Source organism: Microbacterium gubbeenense DSM 15944, assembly GCF_000422745.1.
Lineage (GTDB): Bacteria > Actinomycetota > Actinomycetes > Actinomycetales > Microbacteriaceae > Microbacterium > Microbacterium gubbeenense.
In genome coordinates, this window is record NZ_AUGQ01000007.1 from 153,021 (window position 1) to 168,741 (window position 15,721).

Below are 15,721 nucleotides of genomic sequence, written 5' to 3' on the forward strand. Positions count from 1 at the left end.
CCGCGGCGGCTTCTTCGCATGCGTCAGCCCTTGACGGATCCGATCAGCGCGCCCTTGACGAAGAAGCGCTGGATGAACGGGTAGACGATGAGCATCGGCAGCGTGGCGACGAAGATGACCGCCATCTTCACGGACTGCGCGGGCGGCACGATGTCGACCGCACCCTCGTCGGCATTCATGCCGCTCGCCACGATGACGATCTGCCGCAGCAGCACCTGCATCGGCCACTTGGTCGAGTCATTGATGTAGAGGATCGCGCTCTGATAGGTGTTCCAGTAGAACACCGCGTAGAACAAGCCGATCGTCGCGATGGAGGCGAGCGACAACGGCAGCACGATGCGCAGGAACACGCCGAATTCGGAGCAGCCGTCGATGCGCGCTGATTCCTCGAGGCTTTCGGGCACGGCCTGGAAGAAGCTGCGCATGATCACGAAGTTGAACGCATTGATCGCGACCGGCAGGATCAGCGACCACAGCGAGTCGATGAGCCCGAAGGCGTTGACGACCATGAACGTCGGGATCATGCCGCCGGAGAAGAGCATGGTGAACACGACGAGAAAGTTGATGACGCGGCGGCCCCGGAGATGCTTCTTCGACAGCGCGTATGCCATGAACGACGTGAGCACGAGGCTGAGGAAAGTTCCGACGACTGTCACGAACATCGATACACCCATCGCACGGAAGATCGTGGGTGTGGAGAGGATGTACCGGTACGCATCGAGCGTGAACGTCTTCGGGAACAGGATGAAGGGCGTCGTCGCGATCTCGCCCGGCGTCGCGAGCGAACTGGCGAGCACGTTCACGAACGGCAGCACGCAGATGAGCGCGAACACCGTGAGCACGATCCCGTTGATGACGGAGAAGATTCGGCGCCCGGGCGTTATCGCGCGCCCCTTGTTGCGGAACTTGATCGGCACCGTGGCCGTGGTGACGTTCGTCATTCGAGAGGTCCTTGCCGTGTCGAGCGGACCGCGAAGAGCGCGGCCGCGAGGAAGAAGAAGAATGCCACGGGATACAGCAAGAGCTGCGTGCCGACGAGGCAGATGAGTCCCGCGCCTGCGAACCACCAACCGGTGGAGCGGCGCGCGGGGCGACGAGACGCGATGAACAGTCCGATCGCGGTCAGCCCGATCATGACGACGAGCGCGAAGCCGAACCAGGCGGCGAGGGTGCGCGCCCCCTCGTACGCATCACCGTCCGGTGCGATGCCCGCGACGGCGAGGGCCGGGGCGATCTTCTCGTCGAAGTCGGCACGCGTCGCGCTGTTGATCGTCAGAGTGAAGCCGCCCTGCAGGAGTGCGGCGAAGCCCAGTCCCACGCCGGCGATCCATCGCTCCGGGGTGCGCGACACAGCGCGCTTCTGCCTGCCCGGGCGATCGAGCGTGTCAGTGATCATGAGTGGTCACCTCCGCGGTGAGGTTCGTGACATTTGCGCCGGCGGTGATCGCGTCGCCCGAAAGTCCGGTGAGGCTCACTCCCGAAAGACGCGAGTTCCGCACGAAGTCGATGTGGAATCCGGCGGCGGCCATCTCCGGGACGCCGTCGGCCATCGCGGGAACTGATGGCACGGGATCCGCGGCGAAGCTGATGGACACGTCGACGATCGTGATGTCATCGAGCGGCCGTTCGGGGCGGCCAGAGATGAACCCGGCGCATGAGGACACCTCGGACGCGGAGACGTTCGAGATGAACACGCGACGGATGGTGGGCGTTGTCTCGTCGACCTCGAGGACAGAACGGTCGGATACCCGGGGGAGCTTGCCCTCAGGTCCGCAGAAGTAGAACGGATTGAACACGAACGGGCAGGCTACGCGGCGCATCACAATGTTCGTGATGCGGAGATCCTCGACGACACCGCCGCGGCCGCGGCGGGTCTTGAGCCGCACGCCGCGGTCGGTTCCGTCGAAGACGCAATCGCTGATGACGATGCCACGCACGTCGCCCGACATCTCGCTGCCAATCACGACGCCGCCGTGGCCGTGCAGCATTGTGCAGTTCGCGATGATCACGTTCTCGCACGGAGCGGGATCCGCCGACGACGCCTCGGTCCCGGCTTTGATGGCGATGCAATCGTCGCCGACGTCGATATGGCAGTCGGTGATGCGCACGTTTCGGCACGACTCGGGGTCGATGCCGTCGGTGTTCGGCGAGTCTGCAGGGTTCTTTATGCGCACTCCCGAGACGCGGACATCGTTGCACCGGAAGGGATGGACGGTCCAAGCCGGCGAGTTCTCGAGCACCACGTCGCGGATCGTGACGCGGGTCGAATGCCGAAAACTGATGAGGGTCGGGCGCGCAGCCTCAAGAGACTCGCCGCGGCGCACCTTGTCCCACCAGAAGGAGCCACCGCCGTCGATCGTGCCGAGACCAGTGACCGACACGTTGGTCTCGCCATCGGCGAAGATGCACGGCTGATGGATGCGAGCGGGCGCGCTGCCGAGCGAGGAAGAACCCGTCGACAGCCCCGGGGCGCGCATGATCATCGAGGAGGCGCGGCGCACCGATGCCGGGCCGCTGTTCATCGCGTTCCTCGGGCCGCTGACCGACATGGCCTCCGCGCTGCTGCTGGCCCCCGATATCGCCGACACCGATACGACGGTGATCTGGATCGGTGGCCCGCCCTACGGCGACCGCGAGTGGGTGGGCACCTGGCCCGAGTTCAACCTCCGCAACGACATCCCCTCCGCGAATGTCGTGTTCGCGTCGGGAATCGCGATCCAGCAGGTGCCCGCGAACGTCTATCGCATGGTGAACATCGGCTACGCCGAGCTCGAACGCCGAGTCGAGCCGTGCGGCGAGATCGGTGCGTACCTCGCGCAGACCGTCGTCGATTTCAATACGGAGCACCACCGCTTCCCGACCGAGTCGCGCTCGCTCGGAGATTCACCGGCGATCGCGCTGATGCTCGATCCGTGGTGCGCGGAGTTCCGCCGGCAGCGCCCCGTGCGCTTCACCGCCACGGGCCACTGCGTGCCCGCGGAGACTGGGGCGAGCCCGCTGGTCGTCGACCGCGTCGATGTGCGCTGGCTGATGGAGGACATGTTCGCGAAGCTCGCGAACCACGCGGAACGTGGCTGAGCGAGATCACCCCGCCCGATACACCTCGAGCCAGGCGTCGGCGATGAGGCGCGCGCCACGATCCGATGGGTGCACGCCGTCGGGGGCGAGAGCGGCCGGATCCCCGTTCGCCGCGCGCGTGAGGATCCCGTGCAGCGGCACGAGATCCGCGCCGATCTCGCGCGCGATCCGCGCGATGACGTCGCGCTTGCCGTCCAGATCGTCGAGCCAGCCGTTCTGCTCCTCGCGCACGGGCAGCAGATAGGGCTCGACGAAGATCACGCGCGACGAGCGCACGACGTCGGTGTCGACCAGGCCCCGCACGGTCGATTCGAATGCGGCCGCCGTCGTCTCGTCGTCGCGGTCGAACCGGCGCCACATGTCGTTGACCCCGATGTAGATCGTGAGCACGTCGGGGGAGGTGCGGGCCACATCGCGATCCCAGCGCGCGGCGAGGTCGACCGCGCGGTTGCCCGAGATGCCGACATTGACGACGGTCGCGGCATCACCGAGGTCGTTCGCGATGATCCGCACGTAGCCGTCGCCGAGCGAGGAGGCGTCCGACCGGTCGCGGTGGGAATCGGTGATCGAGTCTCCGACGAAGACGAGGCGTTCGGGCATGTGGCTCCTCTGCAGCACGGACGGCATCCGCGCGCTGCGGCGCGCACGGACGATTCATTATCCCGCAACCGATGCGGCCAAATAGCATTGACATAGCGCGGTGCCGTGGGCATCGACCGACGACGAGGAAGAGGCATTCATCGCATGACCGCACTGACCATCACCCACGAGCTCGACCGCGAGATCGTCGTGCGCGACGGCGATGTCGAGCTGTTCCGCTACGTGTATGCGCCGGATAATCCGCAGCTCGAGTCGCCGCGGCCGTACGTCTTCCCGATCCGCACCCGTAGAGGCCTCGATGTCGGCCTCTACCGGCCGCACGACCACGTGTGGCACAAGGGGCTGTCGTGGTCGCTGCCTGTTGTGAACGATGAGAACTTCTGGGGCGGGCCGACCTATGTGCGCGACACCGGATACGTGCAGCTCGACAACAACGGCACGCAGGGCCACCGCCGCTTCACACAGCTGAGCCGGTCGGAGGACCGCGCCGTCATCGAGCACGAGCTCGACTGGACGACGCAGTCCGGCGAAGAGTACATCTCCGAGACCCGCCGGCTCACCGCCGCGGTCACGGGGGACGCGTCGTGGACGCTCACGTTCGAGACGACACTCGAGAACGTGTCGGGGGCGCAGATCGCGATCGGATCCCCGACGACGAGGGGCCGCGAGAACGCCGGCTACGGCGGCCTGTTCTGGCGCGGGCTGCGCTCGTTCACCGACGGCAGCCTCGTCACGAGCGACGGCGTCGGCACCGGGAACGACGTGCGCGGACAACGGCACGAGTGGATGGCGTTCGAGGGCAAACAGGATCACATCGACGCGACCTCCCTCGTTCTGATGCTCGACGACACGCAGAACCCGCACCACCCGCCGCAGTGGTTCGCGCGCTCGGAGGAGTTCGCCGCTCTCAACCCCGCCCCGTTCTTCAGCGAGGAGGTCGTGATCCCCGTCGGCGAATCGGCGACGTTCCGCTACGGCGTGGGGATCGCCGATGGTACGGCGAGCGACGCGCCGGCGCTCGCCGACCTCGTGCGCGGCGTGCTCGCGAGGGACGGGGCATGACGACCTTCCCCGGCGGCACGTCGCTCTCCTTCCTCGACGTGTACTCCGACCCCGCGCCCGACGGCATCTGCGGGGGAAGCCCGCACCTGCACACGGCGTCGACCGAGTGCTATGTGGCAATCGGCGGGCGCGGCCAGATCCACACGCTGACGAGCGACGGCTACCGCGAGACCGAGCTCGACGAGGGGCGGATCGCCTGGTTCACCCCCGGAACGATCCACCGCGCGGTCAACGTCGATCGCGCGCGGTTCATCGTGCTGATGTCCAACGCCGGTCTTCCCGAAGCGGGCGACGCCGTCATGACGTTCCCGGCCGCGTACCTGACTGACTCAGGCCGCTACCGCGAGGCGGCCGCGCTGCCGTCAGGCGGATCCGATGAGCAGCTCGCGGCGGCCGCGTCTCGCCGGCGCGACCTCGCGGTCGAGGGGTACCTTCCGATCCGCGACGCGCTCATCGCGGGGGACGATCGCCCGCTCGGGGAGTTCCGCGAGGCCGCGGCGCGCATCGTGGCGGATCGCGTCGGCTCGTGGACGCCGATCGTCGAGAGGGGTCCGCTCGCTCGGGCTCAGAACACCCTCGACGTGCTCTCACGCATAGCGTCGGGGGATGCCTCTCACCTCGCCGAGGCGGCTGTGTCGCCGGTGCTCGCGCCGTCGCCCGGCTTCGGCATGTGCGGCCGTCTTCGGGCGTTCGACGTCGCCGCATTCTGAGTTCGCCCAGCGGGGCGCGACGACTCAGCCGTCGGCGACGACCGCGCCCCGCCGCCTGCTCGGAATCGCGACGGCGGCGAGCACCGCGCAGCCGAGGGCCGGAACCGCGAGCGGAACGAGCATCCAGGCCGCGACGCCGACGAACGCGGCCGCGGTAACGGTATAGAGCGCGCCGACCGGGTCGGCCTGCACGGCGCCCGGGATCGACCGCACGGCGTTCAGCCAGCCCGACTCGGGGCTCCACGCGGCGCTCGCGAGCAGCAGCGCTCCGCCCGCGAGGGCGGCGATCGCCCAACCGGCGGCGGCGATCGCTTCGCCTCCCGGCAGACCGCCGGATCCCGCGAGCAGGATGTCGACGGCCAGCACAGCCGCGAGGGCAGCGACGACAATGCCGGTGACCACGCCGCCGGGCAGCGCGCGCAGGGCGTCGCGCCACAGTGCGCTCATGGGGGATCCCTCGGCGCGCACGAAGCGCCGCACGTGGCGGATCCCCGCCGCGAGCGCCGCGGGGATCGTCACGATCGGAATCGACAGCACCGTCACGATGATGCCCGCGAGCAGCACCTCGCCGAGCAGCGCGAACGCGCCGATCGCGCCAGGGTTGGCGGGCGGCTGATCCCGGGTCGGGCCGGTGCCGTCGAGTGCCGCGCGGCGTGAGGCACGCCGCGCGGCACGATCGTGGGCGCTCATCCGCTCAGCCCTTCAGGCCCTGCGTCGCCACGCCGTTCACGAGGAACCGCTGGAACACGATGAAGAACAGCAGGATCGGGATCAGCGCGACGAACGACGCCGTCACGGTGGCCCCGTAGTCGCTCGTCGACGTCTGGTCGTTGTACAGACGCAGCGCGATCGGGAGCGGATAGTTCTCCGGGCTGTTCAGGTACAGGAGGGGAGCGAGGAAGTCGTTCCACGTCCAGATGAACGCGAAGATCGCTCCCGTGATGAGCGACGGCTTGATCAGCAGCAGGGTGATGTACCAGAAGATCCGGCCGTGGCCCGCGCCGTCGATCCGCGCGGCCTCATCCATGTCCTTCGGGAGGTTGCGGATGAACTGCACCATCAGGAACACGAAGAACGCCTCGGTGGCGAGGAACTTCGGCAGGATCAGCGGCACGAACGTGTCGATGAGCCCGAGCTTGTTGAACCAGATGTACTGCGGAATGATCACCACGTGCACCGGCAGCAGCAGCGTGCCGATCATCGAGGCGAAGAAGATGCCGAGGCCCTTGAACTTGATCCGCGCGAACGCGTACGCGGCGAGCGATGACGAGAACAGCGTGCCGATCACGGCCGAGACGGCGAGGATCGTCGAGTTCGCGAAGAACCGCCACATCGGCACGCCGCCGATGCCCTCCACGATCGTGCCGTAGTTCTCGAACGTCGGGTTGAGAGGGATCAGGCCCTGGTTCTGCCCGAACTCGCTGTTCGGCTTGAACGTCGAGGCGAACAGCCAGAGCAGGGGATAGATCACGATCGCGGTGATCGCGAGCAGCGCGACGAACCAGATCACGGTCTGCCACTTCTTGCGCGTCATCTTCTTGCGCGGGGCGCGATGTCCCGTCGTCACGATCTGTGTGGCGGTCATCGGTCGTCTCCCGAGTAGTGGACCCACGATTTCTGGGTGCGGAACAGGATCACGGCGATGACGGCGACGACGATCATGACGATCCAGCCGATCGCCGAGGCGTAGCCCATCTGTGTGTCGGTGAAGCCGCGCTTGTACAGGTACAGGGTGATGAAGTTCGTCATGCCCGCGGGGCCGCCGGTGCCGTTCGAGATGATGTACGCCGAGGCGAACACCTGGAATGCGCCGACGAGCTCGAGCAGCAGGTTGAAGAACACGACGGGCGACAGCATCGGCATCGTGACCGCTCGGAAGCGCCGGAACGCCCCGGCGCCATCGACCTCGGCGGCCTCGTAGAGCTCCTTCGGCACCTGCTTGAGGCCCGCGAGGAAGATCACCATGGTGGCGCCGAACTGCCACACGGCGAGCAGGATCATCATGGGAACGACGAGGCTGACGTTTCCGATCCACCCGCCGAGGTTGATGCCGAAGATCTGCAGGCCGCGGTCGACGGGGCCGTCGGTGTTGAACATGGCGCGCCACACGATGGCGACCGAGACGGACGCACCGATGAGGCTCGGCGCGTAGAAGGCCGAGCGGAAGAAACCGGCGCCTCGGTCGCGGAAGTTCAGCAGCATCGCGATGGCGAGCGCCGCCGCGAGCTTGATCGGGGTGCCGACCAAGACGTAGAACAGCGTGATCTGCGCCGACTGGATGAACACCGGGTCATCGGTGAACAGGCGGATGTAGTTGTCGAACCCGACCCACTTCGGCGGCGAGAAGAGGTTGTACGAGGTGAACGACAGGTACAGCGAGTACAGCATCGGCCCCATCGTGAGGCCGAGAAAGCCGATCATCCAGGGCAGGAGGAACGTGTAGCCCGCGAGCGTCTCGCGGATCGTGCGGGTGCGTGCGGCGCTCCGGTGCGGAGGGCGGCGGGTGCCGCCGCGGCCGGCGGTGGTGACGCGCCTGGTTTCAGTGGTGGACATAGTCTCCCGATCAATCAGGGCGGGCGGGCCCTCGTAGGGCCCGCCCGCCGAAGGGCACTCAGCTCAGGATGGCGTCCATCTCAGTGAAGAACTGGCTGACGGCCTCGTCGACCGTCGCGGTGCCGAAGCCGAGCTCCTTGCCGAGCTCGAGGAACTTCTGCTCGAGCGTGCCGTAGCCGACGATCGGCACGGGCGGGGCATCGCCCAGGCGGTCGGCGATGTCGGCCTCGTACTGCTTGATCTGCTCGCTGAGCTCGTCGAGTTCGGCGGCCTCGAGCGCCACGGTCGAGGCGGGCAGGCCGCGGTTCGTGCCGAAGATCTTGCCCGACTCCTCCGAGTTGATGAGGAAGTCGACGAGCATCGCCGATGCCTCGGGGTGCTCGGTGTTCGCCGCGACCGAGTGCAGCATCGACGGCTTGAGGTAGAGATCCTTCGCACCCTCCTCGAACTCGGGAGGAGCCTGCAGGCTCAGCTCGGTGTATTCCTCACCGAGGTTCGCGAGGTAGCCGGCGCCGAAGTTGTCCCAGGTGCCCTCGCTCATCACGAGCGCGGCGTCGAAGCCGCTGAGCGGGTAGACCTCTTCGGCCTTCTGTGCCGGGAATCCGAAGTCCTCGCGGGCATCTGTGCCCAGCTCCCAGAACGCGCGCAGGTCGTCCTCGGTGAATTTCGCCTCGCCCTCCTCCGTGAACAGGTCGGTGCCCTGTGCGCGCATGTACTGCTCGAACACCTGGATGCGGCCGGTCCAGTCGGCCGAGCCCCACGACTCGACGCCGTTGGCCTCGGCAGTGGCTGTCGCCTCTTCCATCCAGGCGGTGTACTCGTCGTACGTGCCTCCGGAGAAGTCCTCGACGCCGGAGTCGGCGAGCAGCTTGGTGTTGCCGAACAGGCCCCACGCGTTCGTGGAGGTGGGAATGCCGAACGTGCCGCCCGCGACCTCGCCGATCTTGAGGATCTCGGGGGAGAGCGACTCATCGCTGATCTCCTCGCCGATATGCGGGGCGAGGTCGAGCAGCAGACCGTTCTCGGAGTACTGGCGCAGGTACGAGTAATCGAACTGCATGACGTCGGGCAGGCCGCCGCCGGCCGCCTCGGTCTGGCGCTTCTCCCAGTACGCGGGGAAGTCGAGGAACGACTTGTTCACGGTGATGTTCGGGTGCTCTTCCTCGAACGCGTCGAACACCTGCTGGTAGAGGTCGGCGCGCACGTCGTTGCCCCACAGCGAGAAATTGAGGGTGATCTCTTCTTCGGGGTCGTAGCCGTCAGAGCTGCCGCCGTCTCCGCCGGAGCAGCCGGCGAGCGCGAGCCCGCCGACGGCGATCACCGCGGCGGCCTTCAAGTATCGGGTCTTACGAAGCATCGTTGCTAGGTCCTCTCAGAACTTCTGCGTCCACGCCCGCCGGGATGTCGGGCTGCGCCAGGGAAAGCGCTTGCTGTCATACTAAAGTGTGTTTGAAACGTTTTACAACCCCGTGTCGATAATGTGATGATTGTCGGCACCCGAGTGTGCAGTGCAGAGATGACCGTGGGAGACAGATGAACAGGCGCGTGGGAATCCGCGATGTCGCGCAGCACGCGGGTGTGTCGATCGCGACCGTCTCGAACGTGCTCAACAGGCCCGATCGGGTGAGCGATGAGCTCCGCGAGCGCGTCTCGGAGTCGGCCGACGAGCTCGGATACGTGCCGATGCCGGCGGCCCGCGCGCTCCGCGCCGGTAACAGCGGTCTGATCGGCCTCACCGTGATCAACGTCGCGAACCCGTTCTACGGATCCCTCATCGCCGGCGCCGAGAGCGCCGCCGCGACGGCGGGTATGCGCGTGTTCGCGGGCAACATCGACGACGACGCCCAGCAGGAGCGCGACCACCTCGGGCTCTTCGACCAACTGCAGGTCGAGGGCGCGCTCATCTCGCCGTTCGCCGACACGCGCGCCGCGGTGCGGGGCCTGCGCGGGCACGGTATCCCCGTCGTGCTCGTGGACGCCGAGGACGAGGACGGCCAGCTCTCGTCGGTGTCGTTCGACAACCGTGCGGCCGCGGCCATGGCGGCCCGGCACGTGATCGAGCTGGGCCGGCGCCGGGTGCTGTTCGCCGGATCCAGGCGCGAGGTGTCGCAGGTGCGTGCCCGCGAGGCGGGTGCGCGCGACGCCGTCGAGGCGGCCGGTCTGACGCTCGTCGCCGAGCGGTTGCCAACGACGGATCCGATCTCCGGGCTCGCGTTCGGCGCGAGGCTCATCGCGATGGAGCCCGATGACCGACCCGACGCCGTCCTGTGCTCCAACGACCACCTCGCCGCGGGCGTCGTGCGCGCGCTCACGAGCGCGGGCGTGCGCGTTCCCGAGGACATCGCGGTGGTCGGATACGACGACACGCCGCTCGCGCAGGTGGCCGCCGTGCCGCTCACGACGGTGCGGCAGCCCGCTTTCGAGATGGGCCACAGCGCCGCCCAGATGCTGATCGCGCGCATCCGAGATCCCCACCTCGCACGCGAGACCGTCGTGTTCGCGCCCGAGCTGGTCGTCAGGGCGTCGACCACCGGCTGACCGGACCTCGGCGGTCTCGGCCTCTGATTCAATGTGAACCATCCCCCCCCCACGAAGGAGTGAGCTACACCCATGCATTACGGCGGCGACTACAACCCAGAGCAGTGGGACGAATCGGTCTGGCCCGAGGACATGCGTCGCATGCGCGAGGCCGGCGTCACGAGGGTGCGGGTGGGCGTGTTCGCGTGGGCGCGGATCCAGCCTGAGGAGGGCGTCTTCGACTGGGCGTGGCTCGACCGCGTGCTCGATCTCCTGCACGAGAACGGCATCCAGGCATCGCTCGCGACCGCGACCGCGACGCCTCCGCCGTGGGCGACGACGAACTACCCCGAGATGCTCCCGCAAGACGATCTCGGATCCACGCTCTGGCACGGATCCCGGCAGGCGTACGCGCCGAGCTCGCCCGTCTACCGCCGCCTCGCGAGCGAACTCGTCACCGCGCTCGTCGAGCGGTACGCGCAGCACCCGGCGGTCGGCATGTGGGTCGCCAACAACGAGTACGGCTGCCACCTCAACTACGACTACTCCGACAACGCCGCGGTCGCGTTCCGCGAGTGGCTGAAGAAGAAGTACGGCACCCTCGACGCGCTGAACGAGGCATGGGGCACGATGTTCTGGTCGCAGCGCTACACGTCGTTCGACCAGATCGTGCCGATGCGCCGCGCCCCCTACAGCCTGAACCCCGGCGGCCTGCTCGATTTCAAGCGGTTCACGTCCGACACCCTGCTCGAGCTGTTCGTCATGGAGCGCGACATCATCAAGTCGGCGGGGGCGTCCCAGCCCGTCACGACCAACTTCATGGGATTCTTCCCGCCCGCGGACTACTGGAAGTGGGCCCCCGAGCTCGACGTCATCTGCGACGACAACTACGCGGATCCGAACGATCCCGAATCCTTCCGCGGCGCGGCGTTCACGCGAGACCTCATGCGCTCGCTGAAGAAAGACGTGCCGTGGGTGCTGCTCGAACAAGCGCCGAACGACGTGAACTGGCGGCCCACCAACGCCCCGAAGGCCCCCGGCCAGATGGCCGCCCTGTCGATGCAGGCAGTCGCGCGCGGCGCCGACGAGATCAACTTCTTCCAGTGGCGGCAGTCTCGCCGCGGAAGCGAGCGGTTCCACTCGGGCATGCTGCCGCACGCGGGCACGAATACCCGCACGTGGCGCGAGATCACCGCACTCGGTGAGACCCTGAAGAACCTTCCCGGCCTTGGCACGTCTGCCTCGGGGGCGAGGATCGCGATCGCGTTCGACTGGGAGGCGCGTTGGGCGCTCGATGCCCCCGACCACCCGGGCGAGATCGACTACGGCGTGCTCATCCCGCGCTGGCACGCGGCGCTGCACCGGCAGCAGCTGCTCGTCGACCTCGTGCACCCGGCAGAGGACCTCTCGGACTACGACCTCGTGATCGCCCCGCACCTGTACCTGCTGTCTGACGAGTCGGCCGAGAACCTCAGCGGCTTCGTGCGCGCGGGCGGCAACTTGCTCGTCGCGGCCTTCAGCGACGTGGTCGACGACACCGATTCGTTCCGCGAGGGCGGCTTCCAGGTCGCGCTGCGCGACGTGCTCGGCGTGGCGGTCGAGGAGTTCGGCGCGCTCGTGCCTCCCGAGGCGGCCATCGGCGGCACGTCCGCCGGCGACACCACCGGATCCGCGAGCGCCTCGCGCGGCCCGGGCGAGGCTCACGCCGACGTCGACGGTCCGTTCGGTGCGGCGCGCGGGGAATTCTTCGCCGAGCGGTTGCAGGTGCTCGATCCCTCGGTCGAGATCCTCGGCCGCTTCTCGTCCGGACGCCTGGCGGGGGAGCCGGCCCTGACGGCCAATCGCGCGGGAGAGGGCCGCGCCTGGTACCTCGCGACGATTCCCGACGACGACGGCATGCGCCGCGTGACCGGCTGGGCCGCGGCAGAGGCGGGCATCGCGCCGGTGCTCGAGGTTCCGAACGACATGGTGGAGGTCTCGTGCCGCGGCGACGTGCTCACGATCATCAACTACGGTTCCGAGCCTGCGCGGTTCGCCGTCACCGGCACCGAGGTCTCCTCGGGCGAGCGCGTGTCGTCGGTCGATCTCGATCAGTACGACTGGATCATGCTGGACCAGGCCCGATGACCGCCCCCTACATGGCCGCGGGTGGCCTCCTGCGCGTGTACCCCGCGACGGATCCGACCGGCGCCGGCCTCGTCTGGGCGCACGGCGGCGCGTTCGTGCACGGCACGCTCGACATGAACGAATCCGACTGGGTCGCGCTCGAGCTCGCGGTGCGTGGCACGACGGTCGTGTCGGTCGACTACCGGCTGACGACCGAGACCGAGAACCGCTACCCGGCCGCATCCGACGACATGCTCGCGGCGTGGGGCTGGACGCGCGCGCACGCAGGCGATCTGGGGATCCTGCCGGAGCTCACCGCCATCGGCGGCACGAGCGCCGGCGGAAACCTCGCCGCGGGGGCGACGCTGCGTCTGATCGAGAGCGGATCCGCCGCGCCAGCCCTCGCTGTGCTCGCCTATCCGACGCTGCTCGCGGAGCAGCCCGAGCCGTCGCCGGAGCTGCGCGCGAAGCTCGACGCGGACCCGGCTGCCGACAGGTTCCAGCCCGATCGAGTGCGCAGCATGTACGAGGTCTATCTCGGGGGATCGGTGGTCGACGCGCCCGTCGCAGCCGTGCCGGGCCTCGCCGGCGACGAGCTGCTCGCGCAGTTCCCGCCGACGTTCATGGTCAACTCCGACGCCGATCAGCTGCGAACCTCGGGCGAGGCGTTCGCCGAACGGCTCCGAGCGGCCGGCCGCGAGGTGAATGTCGTGACCGAGCCCGGCACGACGCACGGGCACCTCAACCGGCCCGATGAAGGGCCCGGGCCGCGCGCGTCGATCGAGAGGATCGCGGCGCGGCTGCGGGACCTGTCTATTCCTTGAGCCGCACGAGACGCTCGTGGCCCGACTCGTGGAGCTCGGCGATGTTGTCGCGCGAGGCGAGGAAGTCGTTGAACGAGCGGTAGCCGAGGGCCTTCTCGCTGAACGACGGATCCATGCGGCGGATGTGCTGCTTCACGGCCGAGGCGTAGAGGAATCCCTGGTCGTCGCCCTTATCCTGCCCGACGCGCAGCGCACGCTCGAGCAGGTTCGAGGCGACGGCATGCAGGTCTTCGGGCGGAGTGTCCGCGAAGGCGAGGAAGTCGTCGTCCTGATCGTCGGCGCCGTGCGGAGCCTCGGCGGCCTGCTCGGGGGCGGCGGGCAGGTCTGCCTGCTCGGGCTGCTCCGCCTGCTCGGCCTGCTCCGGCTTGCGGGAGCGGCGCGAACGGGTCTGCTTCGGCTCGGCCGGTTCTTCGCGCCGGCTGGAGGAGATCTCCGGAACGCCCGGGAGCGTGTCGTACGGCTCGAAGGCGTCGCACGCGGCCGCGAGCGACTTCGCGGTGGATCCGGCCACGCCGATGCCGATGACGTACCGCCCGAGCCGCTTGACCCGCTGGGTCAGGGGGACGAAGTCGCTGTCGCCCGCCACGATCGCGACGTGCGTCAGGTCGGGCAGCCGGAACATGTCCTCGACGGTGTCGACCGCGAGCCGGATGTCGGCGCCGTTCTTCGCATAGGCGGCGGCGGGGAAGAGCTGCACGAGGTCGACGGCGCGGCCGACGAGCTGGCGGCGGTAGATCGCGTTGACGGGGGAGGACCAGTCGGCGTACGCGCGGGTGAGTACGAGGGTGCCGTAGCTCGCCGCGAAGTCGAGGATGGCGCCCACATCAACGGTCGCGGCCTTGAGGCGCGCGGCGATCTCGGGCTCGGTCGGATCCGCCGCGATCTTCGCGCGGTCGCGGCCGTACGAGTTGCGCCCGTGAACGCGGTCGTACCAGCTCATCACGATGTTGTCGAAGTCCATGTACACGGCCACGCGGCCATCGGATGTGTCAGTCACGCCCCCGAGCCTACGCGTGTCCCGCCGCTTTGCCGTGTCCCACCGGATGCGGGTATTCAGCGATCAGAGCCGCATGAGCTGAGACACGGTTCACTCGCCGGGATAGCGGACGCCGATCTGGCGGCGGATCTCGTCGAGGGTGCGCATGATCTCGGTGCTCTCGTCGATCGAGAGCAGCGGCGCGACGCCGGTTGCGACCGCGTTCTCGAGGGCGAGCGCCTGGAACTGCATGCCGCGGCCGTCGATCGCTTCCTCGTAGCGCTCGATGACGGATCCGTCGGACGACGTCACCGTGAAAGTGGTCTGGTTGTACCAGGTGCGGTCGATGTCGATCCGGGCGCGCGAACCCACGATGTGCGCGGTGTTCGGCCCCGCACCCCGGGACGACGACATGGTCGTCGACACGGCGCCCGAGGCGTGCGTCATGACGGTCGCGACCTCGGTGTCGGCACCGGTCTCGCCGATCCGTCCCGATGCCTGGATCGTCGTGGGTGCGCCGAGCACGTCCCACACGAACGAGATGGGATAGACGCCGAGATCGAGCAGCGCCCCGCCGCCCAGCTCGAGCGCGTTGAGGCGATGCGCCGGATCCGCCGAGATCGACTGCGTGTGATCGGCGGACACCGCGCGCACCTCGCCGATCGTCCCGGCCGCGAGGATCTCGCGGATGCGCGCCATCATCGGCACGTACCTCGTCCACATCGCCTCCATCGCGACGAGGCCGCGTGCCTCGGCGAGGTCGCGGATCTCTGCGGCCTCGAAACCTGTGAGAGTGATCGGCTTCTCGATCAGGACGTGCTTGCCGCCCGCGAGCGCGAGGCGCGCGGCCTCGACGTGCTGCGGGTGCGGCGTCGCGATATAGATCGCGTCGACCCCCGGATCCTCCGCGAGAGCCGCGTACGATCCGTGCGCGGCCGGGATCCCGAACTCGCCCGCGAATCGGTCGGCCGATTCCTGCGTGCGCGACCCGACCGCGGCGACCGCGAGGCCCGCAGTGATGAGGTCGGATGTGAACTTGCGTGCGATCCCGCCGGTAGCGAGGATCCCCCATCGAAGCGTCATAGCTCGAGATTAGCGACTGCAGGACCCCGGCGCGCCCCGGGCGCCGCGATCGGTCCGTGGTCGCGTCACGGGAGCAGTGGCGCGCGCGGCTCCCGTGTCGCAAAAGGAGGCGGTCTCAACCGGTCAACGCACCACCCAGTGGTGGAAGCATGCGGATAGATCGGCGAGGAGGCCCGGGCATGGTGTTGAGTCTCGAACAGCAGGACGCGGTA

Annotated in this window: 16 protein-coding genes; 6 read left to right on the forward strand and 10 right to left on the reverse strand. The window is 68.2% G+C overall.

The window, feature by feature from the left end:
• Positions 1-23: 23 nt before the first annotated feature.
• From G510_RS0106650 to G510_RS15735, 3 genes are read right to left on the reverse strand one after another with little or no spacing between them, the layout of a single operon-like run.
• The gene (locus G510_RS0106650; protein WP_084644242.1) at positions 24-941 is read right to left on the reverse strand and encodes a carbohydrate ABC transporter permease; all 918 of its coding nucleotides are present in this window, start codon (positions 939-941) and stop codon (positions 24-26) included.
• Positions 938-1,396, reverse strand: coding sequence for a hypothetical protein (locus G510_RS0106655; protein WP_029152999.1), 459 nt, complete (start codon positions 1,394-1,396; stop codon positions 938-940). The genes G510_RS0106650 and G510_RS0106655 overlap by 4 nt, the downstream gene beginning before the upstream one ends.
• The gene (locus G510_RS15735; protein ID WP_169562574.1) at positions 1,386-2,522 is read right to left on the reverse strand and encodes a glycoside hydrolase family 28 protein; all 1,137 of its coding nucleotides are present in this window, start codon (positions 2,520-2,522) and stop codon (positions 1,386-1,388) included. The genes G510_RS0106655 and G510_RS15735 overlap by 11 nt, the downstream gene beginning before the upstream one ends.
• On the opposite strand from G510_RS15735, the gene G510_RS0106665 reads away from it, so the two are divergent.
• Complete coding sequence (locus G510_RS0106665; protein ID WP_029153000.1) at positions 2,476-3,078, forward strand: nucleoside hydrolase; 603 nt, start codon at positions 2,476-2,478, stop codon at positions 3,076-3,078. The genes G510_RS15735 and G510_RS0106665 overlap by 47 nt on opposite strands.
• Positions 3,079-3,084: 6 nt before the next feature.
• Here the strand turns inward: G510_RS0106665 and G510_RS0106670 are convergent, their stop codons facing one another.
• On the reverse strand, positions 3,085-3,678 hold the full coding sequence (locus G510_RS0106670; protein WP_029153001.1) for an SGNH/GDSL hydrolase family protein: 594 nt from the start codon (positions 3,676-3,678) through the stop codon (positions 3,085-3,087).
• A 144-nt stretch (positions 3,679-3,822) separates the two neighbouring features.
• Between G510_RS0106670 and G510_RS15740 the strand changes: the two genes are divergently transcribed.
• Together G510_RS15740 and G510_RS0106680 are read left to right on the forward strand one after the other, a co-directional pair.
• The gene (locus G510_RS15740) at positions 3,823-4,740 is read left to right on the forward strand and encodes a DUF6807 domain-containing protein (RefSeq protein WP_036322220.1); all 918 of its coding nucleotides are present in this window, start codon (positions 3,823-3,825) and stop codon (positions 4,738-4,740) included.
• A complete protein-coding gene (locus G510_RS0106680) occupies positions 4,737-5,450 on the forward strand; it encodes a cupin domain-containing protein (RefSeq protein ID WP_029153002.1) in 714 nt (237 codons plus the stop codon). Before G510_RS15740 ends, G510_RS0106680 begins: the two co-directional genes overlap by 4 nt.
• A 24-nt stretch (positions 5,451-5,474) precedes the next feature.
• Here G510_RS0106680 and G510_RS0106685 read toward each other — a convergent pair whose 3' ends face one another.
• From G510_RS0106685 to G510_RS0106700, 4 genes are read right to left on the reverse strand one after another with little or no spacing between them, the layout of a single operon-like run.
• Positions 5,475-6,140: a hypothetical protein gene (locus tag G510_RS0106685; protein ID WP_029153003.1), complete on the reverse strand. Its 666-nt coding sequence runs from the start codon at positions 6,138-6,140 to the stop codon at positions 5,475-5,477.
• A 4-nt stretch (positions 6,141-6,144) separates the two neighbouring features.
• Positions 6,145-7,035 carry a carbohydrate ABC transporter permease gene (locus tag G510_RS15745; protein WP_051216517.1) on the reverse strand — a complete coding sequence of 297 codons (891 nt, stop codon included), beginning with the start codon at positions 7,033-7,035 and terminating at the stop codon, positions 6,145-6,147.
• A complete protein-coding gene (locus tag G510_RS0106695; RefSeq protein ID WP_029153004.1) occupies positions 7,032-8,003 on the reverse strand; it encodes a carbohydrate ABC transporter permease in 972 nt (323 codons plus the stop codon). Before G510_RS0106695 ends, G510_RS15745 begins: the two co-directional genes overlap by 4 nt.
• A 58-nt stretch (positions 8,004-8,061) precedes the next feature.
• On the reverse strand, positions 8,062-9,360 hold the full coding sequence (locus G510_RS0106700; protein ID WP_029153005.1) for an ABC transporter substrate-binding protein: 1,299 nt from the start codon (positions 9,358-9,360) through the stop codon (positions 8,062-8,064).
• Positions 9,361-9,536: 176 nt separating this feature from the next.
• On the opposite strand from G510_RS0106700, the gene G510_RS0106705 reads away from it, so the two are divergent.
• The 3 genes from G510_RS0106705 to G510_RS0106715 all read left to right on the forward strand — a co-directional run bounded on the left by G510_RS0106705 (position 9,537) and on the right by G510_RS0106715 (position 13,450).
• Positions 9,537-10,541, forward strand: coding sequence for a LacI family DNA-binding transcriptional regulator (locus G510_RS0106705; RefSeq protein ID WP_029153006.1), 1,005 nt, complete (start codon positions 9,537-9,539; stop codon positions 10,539-10,541).
• 72 nt (positions 10,542-10,613) lie between these two features.
• Positions 10,614-12,647 (forward strand): beta-galactosidase, encoded by a 2,034-nt coding sequence (locus tag G510_RS0106710; protein ID WP_029153007.1) that lies wholly within the window; start codon positions 10,614-10,616, stop codon positions 12,645-12,647.
• Complete coding sequence (locus G510_RS0106715; RefSeq protein WP_029153008.1) at positions 12,644-13,450, forward strand: alpha/beta hydrolase; 807 nt, start codon at positions 12,644-12,646, stop codon at positions 13,448-13,450. The genes G510_RS0106710 and G510_RS0106715 overlap by 4 nt, the downstream gene beginning before the upstream one ends.
• Here the strand turns inward: G510_RS0106715 and G510_RS0106720 are convergent.
• Both G510_RS0106720 and G510_RS0106725 read right to left on the reverse strand, forming a co-directional pair.
• Positions 13,440-14,447 carry an NYN domain-containing protein gene (locus G510_RS0106720; RefSeq protein ID WP_029153009.1) on the reverse strand — a complete coding sequence of 336 codons (1,008 nt, stop codon included), beginning with the start codon at positions 14,445-14,447 and terminating at the stop codon, positions 13,440-13,442. The two genes, G510_RS0106715 and G510_RS0106720, sit on opposite strands and share 11 nt — an antisense overlap.
• A gap of 90 nt (positions 14,448-14,537) precedes the next feature.
• A complete protein-coding gene (locus tag G510_RS0106725) occupies positions 14,538-15,509 on the reverse strand; it encodes a Gfo/Idh/MocA family protein (RefSeq protein WP_029153010.1) in 972 nt (323 codons plus the stop codon).
• Between the last annotated feature and the right edge of the window lie 212 nt (positions 15,510-15,721).

Coding starts and splice junctions, on each gene's coding strand:
- G510_RS15735 (WP_169562574.1), bottom strand. CDS start 2,522: ATGAACAGCGGCCCGGCATCGGTGCGCCGCGCCTCCTCGATGATCATG.
- G510_RS0106705 (WP_029153006.1), top strand. CDS start 9,537: ATGAACAGGCGCGTGGGAATCCGCGATGTCGCGCAGCACGCGGGTGTG.
- G510_RS0106665 (WP_029153000.1), top strand. CDS start 2,476: ATGATCATCGAGGAGGCGCGGCGCACCGATGCCGGGCCGCTGTTCATC.
- G510_RS15740 (WP_036322220.1), top strand. CDS start 3,823: ATGACCGCACTGACCATCACCCACGAGCTCGACCGCGAGATCGTCGTG.
- G510_RS0106655 (WP_029152999.1), bottom strand. CDS start 1,396: ATGATCACTGACACGCTCGATCGCCCGGGCAGGCAGAAGCGCGCTGTG.
- G510_RS0106685 (WP_029153003.1), bottom strand. CDS start 6,140: ATGAGCGCCCACGATCGTGCCGCGCGGCGTGCCTCACGCCGCGCGGCA.
- G510_RS0106650 (WP_084644242.1), bottom strand. CDS start 941: ATGACGAACGTCACCACGGCCACGGTGCCGATCAAGTTCCGCAACAAG.
- G510_RS0106680 (WP_029153002.1), top strand. CDS start 4,737: ATGACGACCTTCCCCGGCGGCACGTCGCTCTCCTTCCTCGACGTGTAC.
- G510_RS0106725 (WP_029153010.1), bottom strand. CDS start 15,509: ATGACGCTTCGATGGGGGATCCTCGCTACCGGCGGGATCGCACGCAAG.
- G510_RS0106710 (WP_029153007.1), top strand. CDS start 10,614: ATGCATTACGGCGGCGACTACAACCCAGAGCAGTGGGACGAATCGGTC.
- G510_RS0106670 (WP_029153001.1), bottom strand. CDS start 3,678: ATGCCCGAACGCCTCGTCTTCGTCGGAGACTCGATCACCGATTCCCAC.
- G510_RS0106695 (WP_029153004.1), bottom strand. CDS start 8,003: ATGTCCACCACTGAAACCAGGCGCGTCACCACCGCCGGCCGCGGCGGC.
- G510_RS0106700 (WP_029153005.1), bottom strand. CDS start 9,360: ATGCTTCGTAAGACCCGATACTTGAAGGCCGCCGCGGTGATCGCCGTC.
- G510_RS0106715 (WP_029153008.1), top strand. CDS start 12,644: ATGACCGCCCCCTACATGGCCGCGGGTGGCCTCCTGCGCGTGTACCCC.
- G510_RS15745 (WP_051216517.1), bottom strand. CDS start 7,035: ATGACCGCCACACAGATCGTGACGACGGGACATCGCGCCCCGCGCAAG.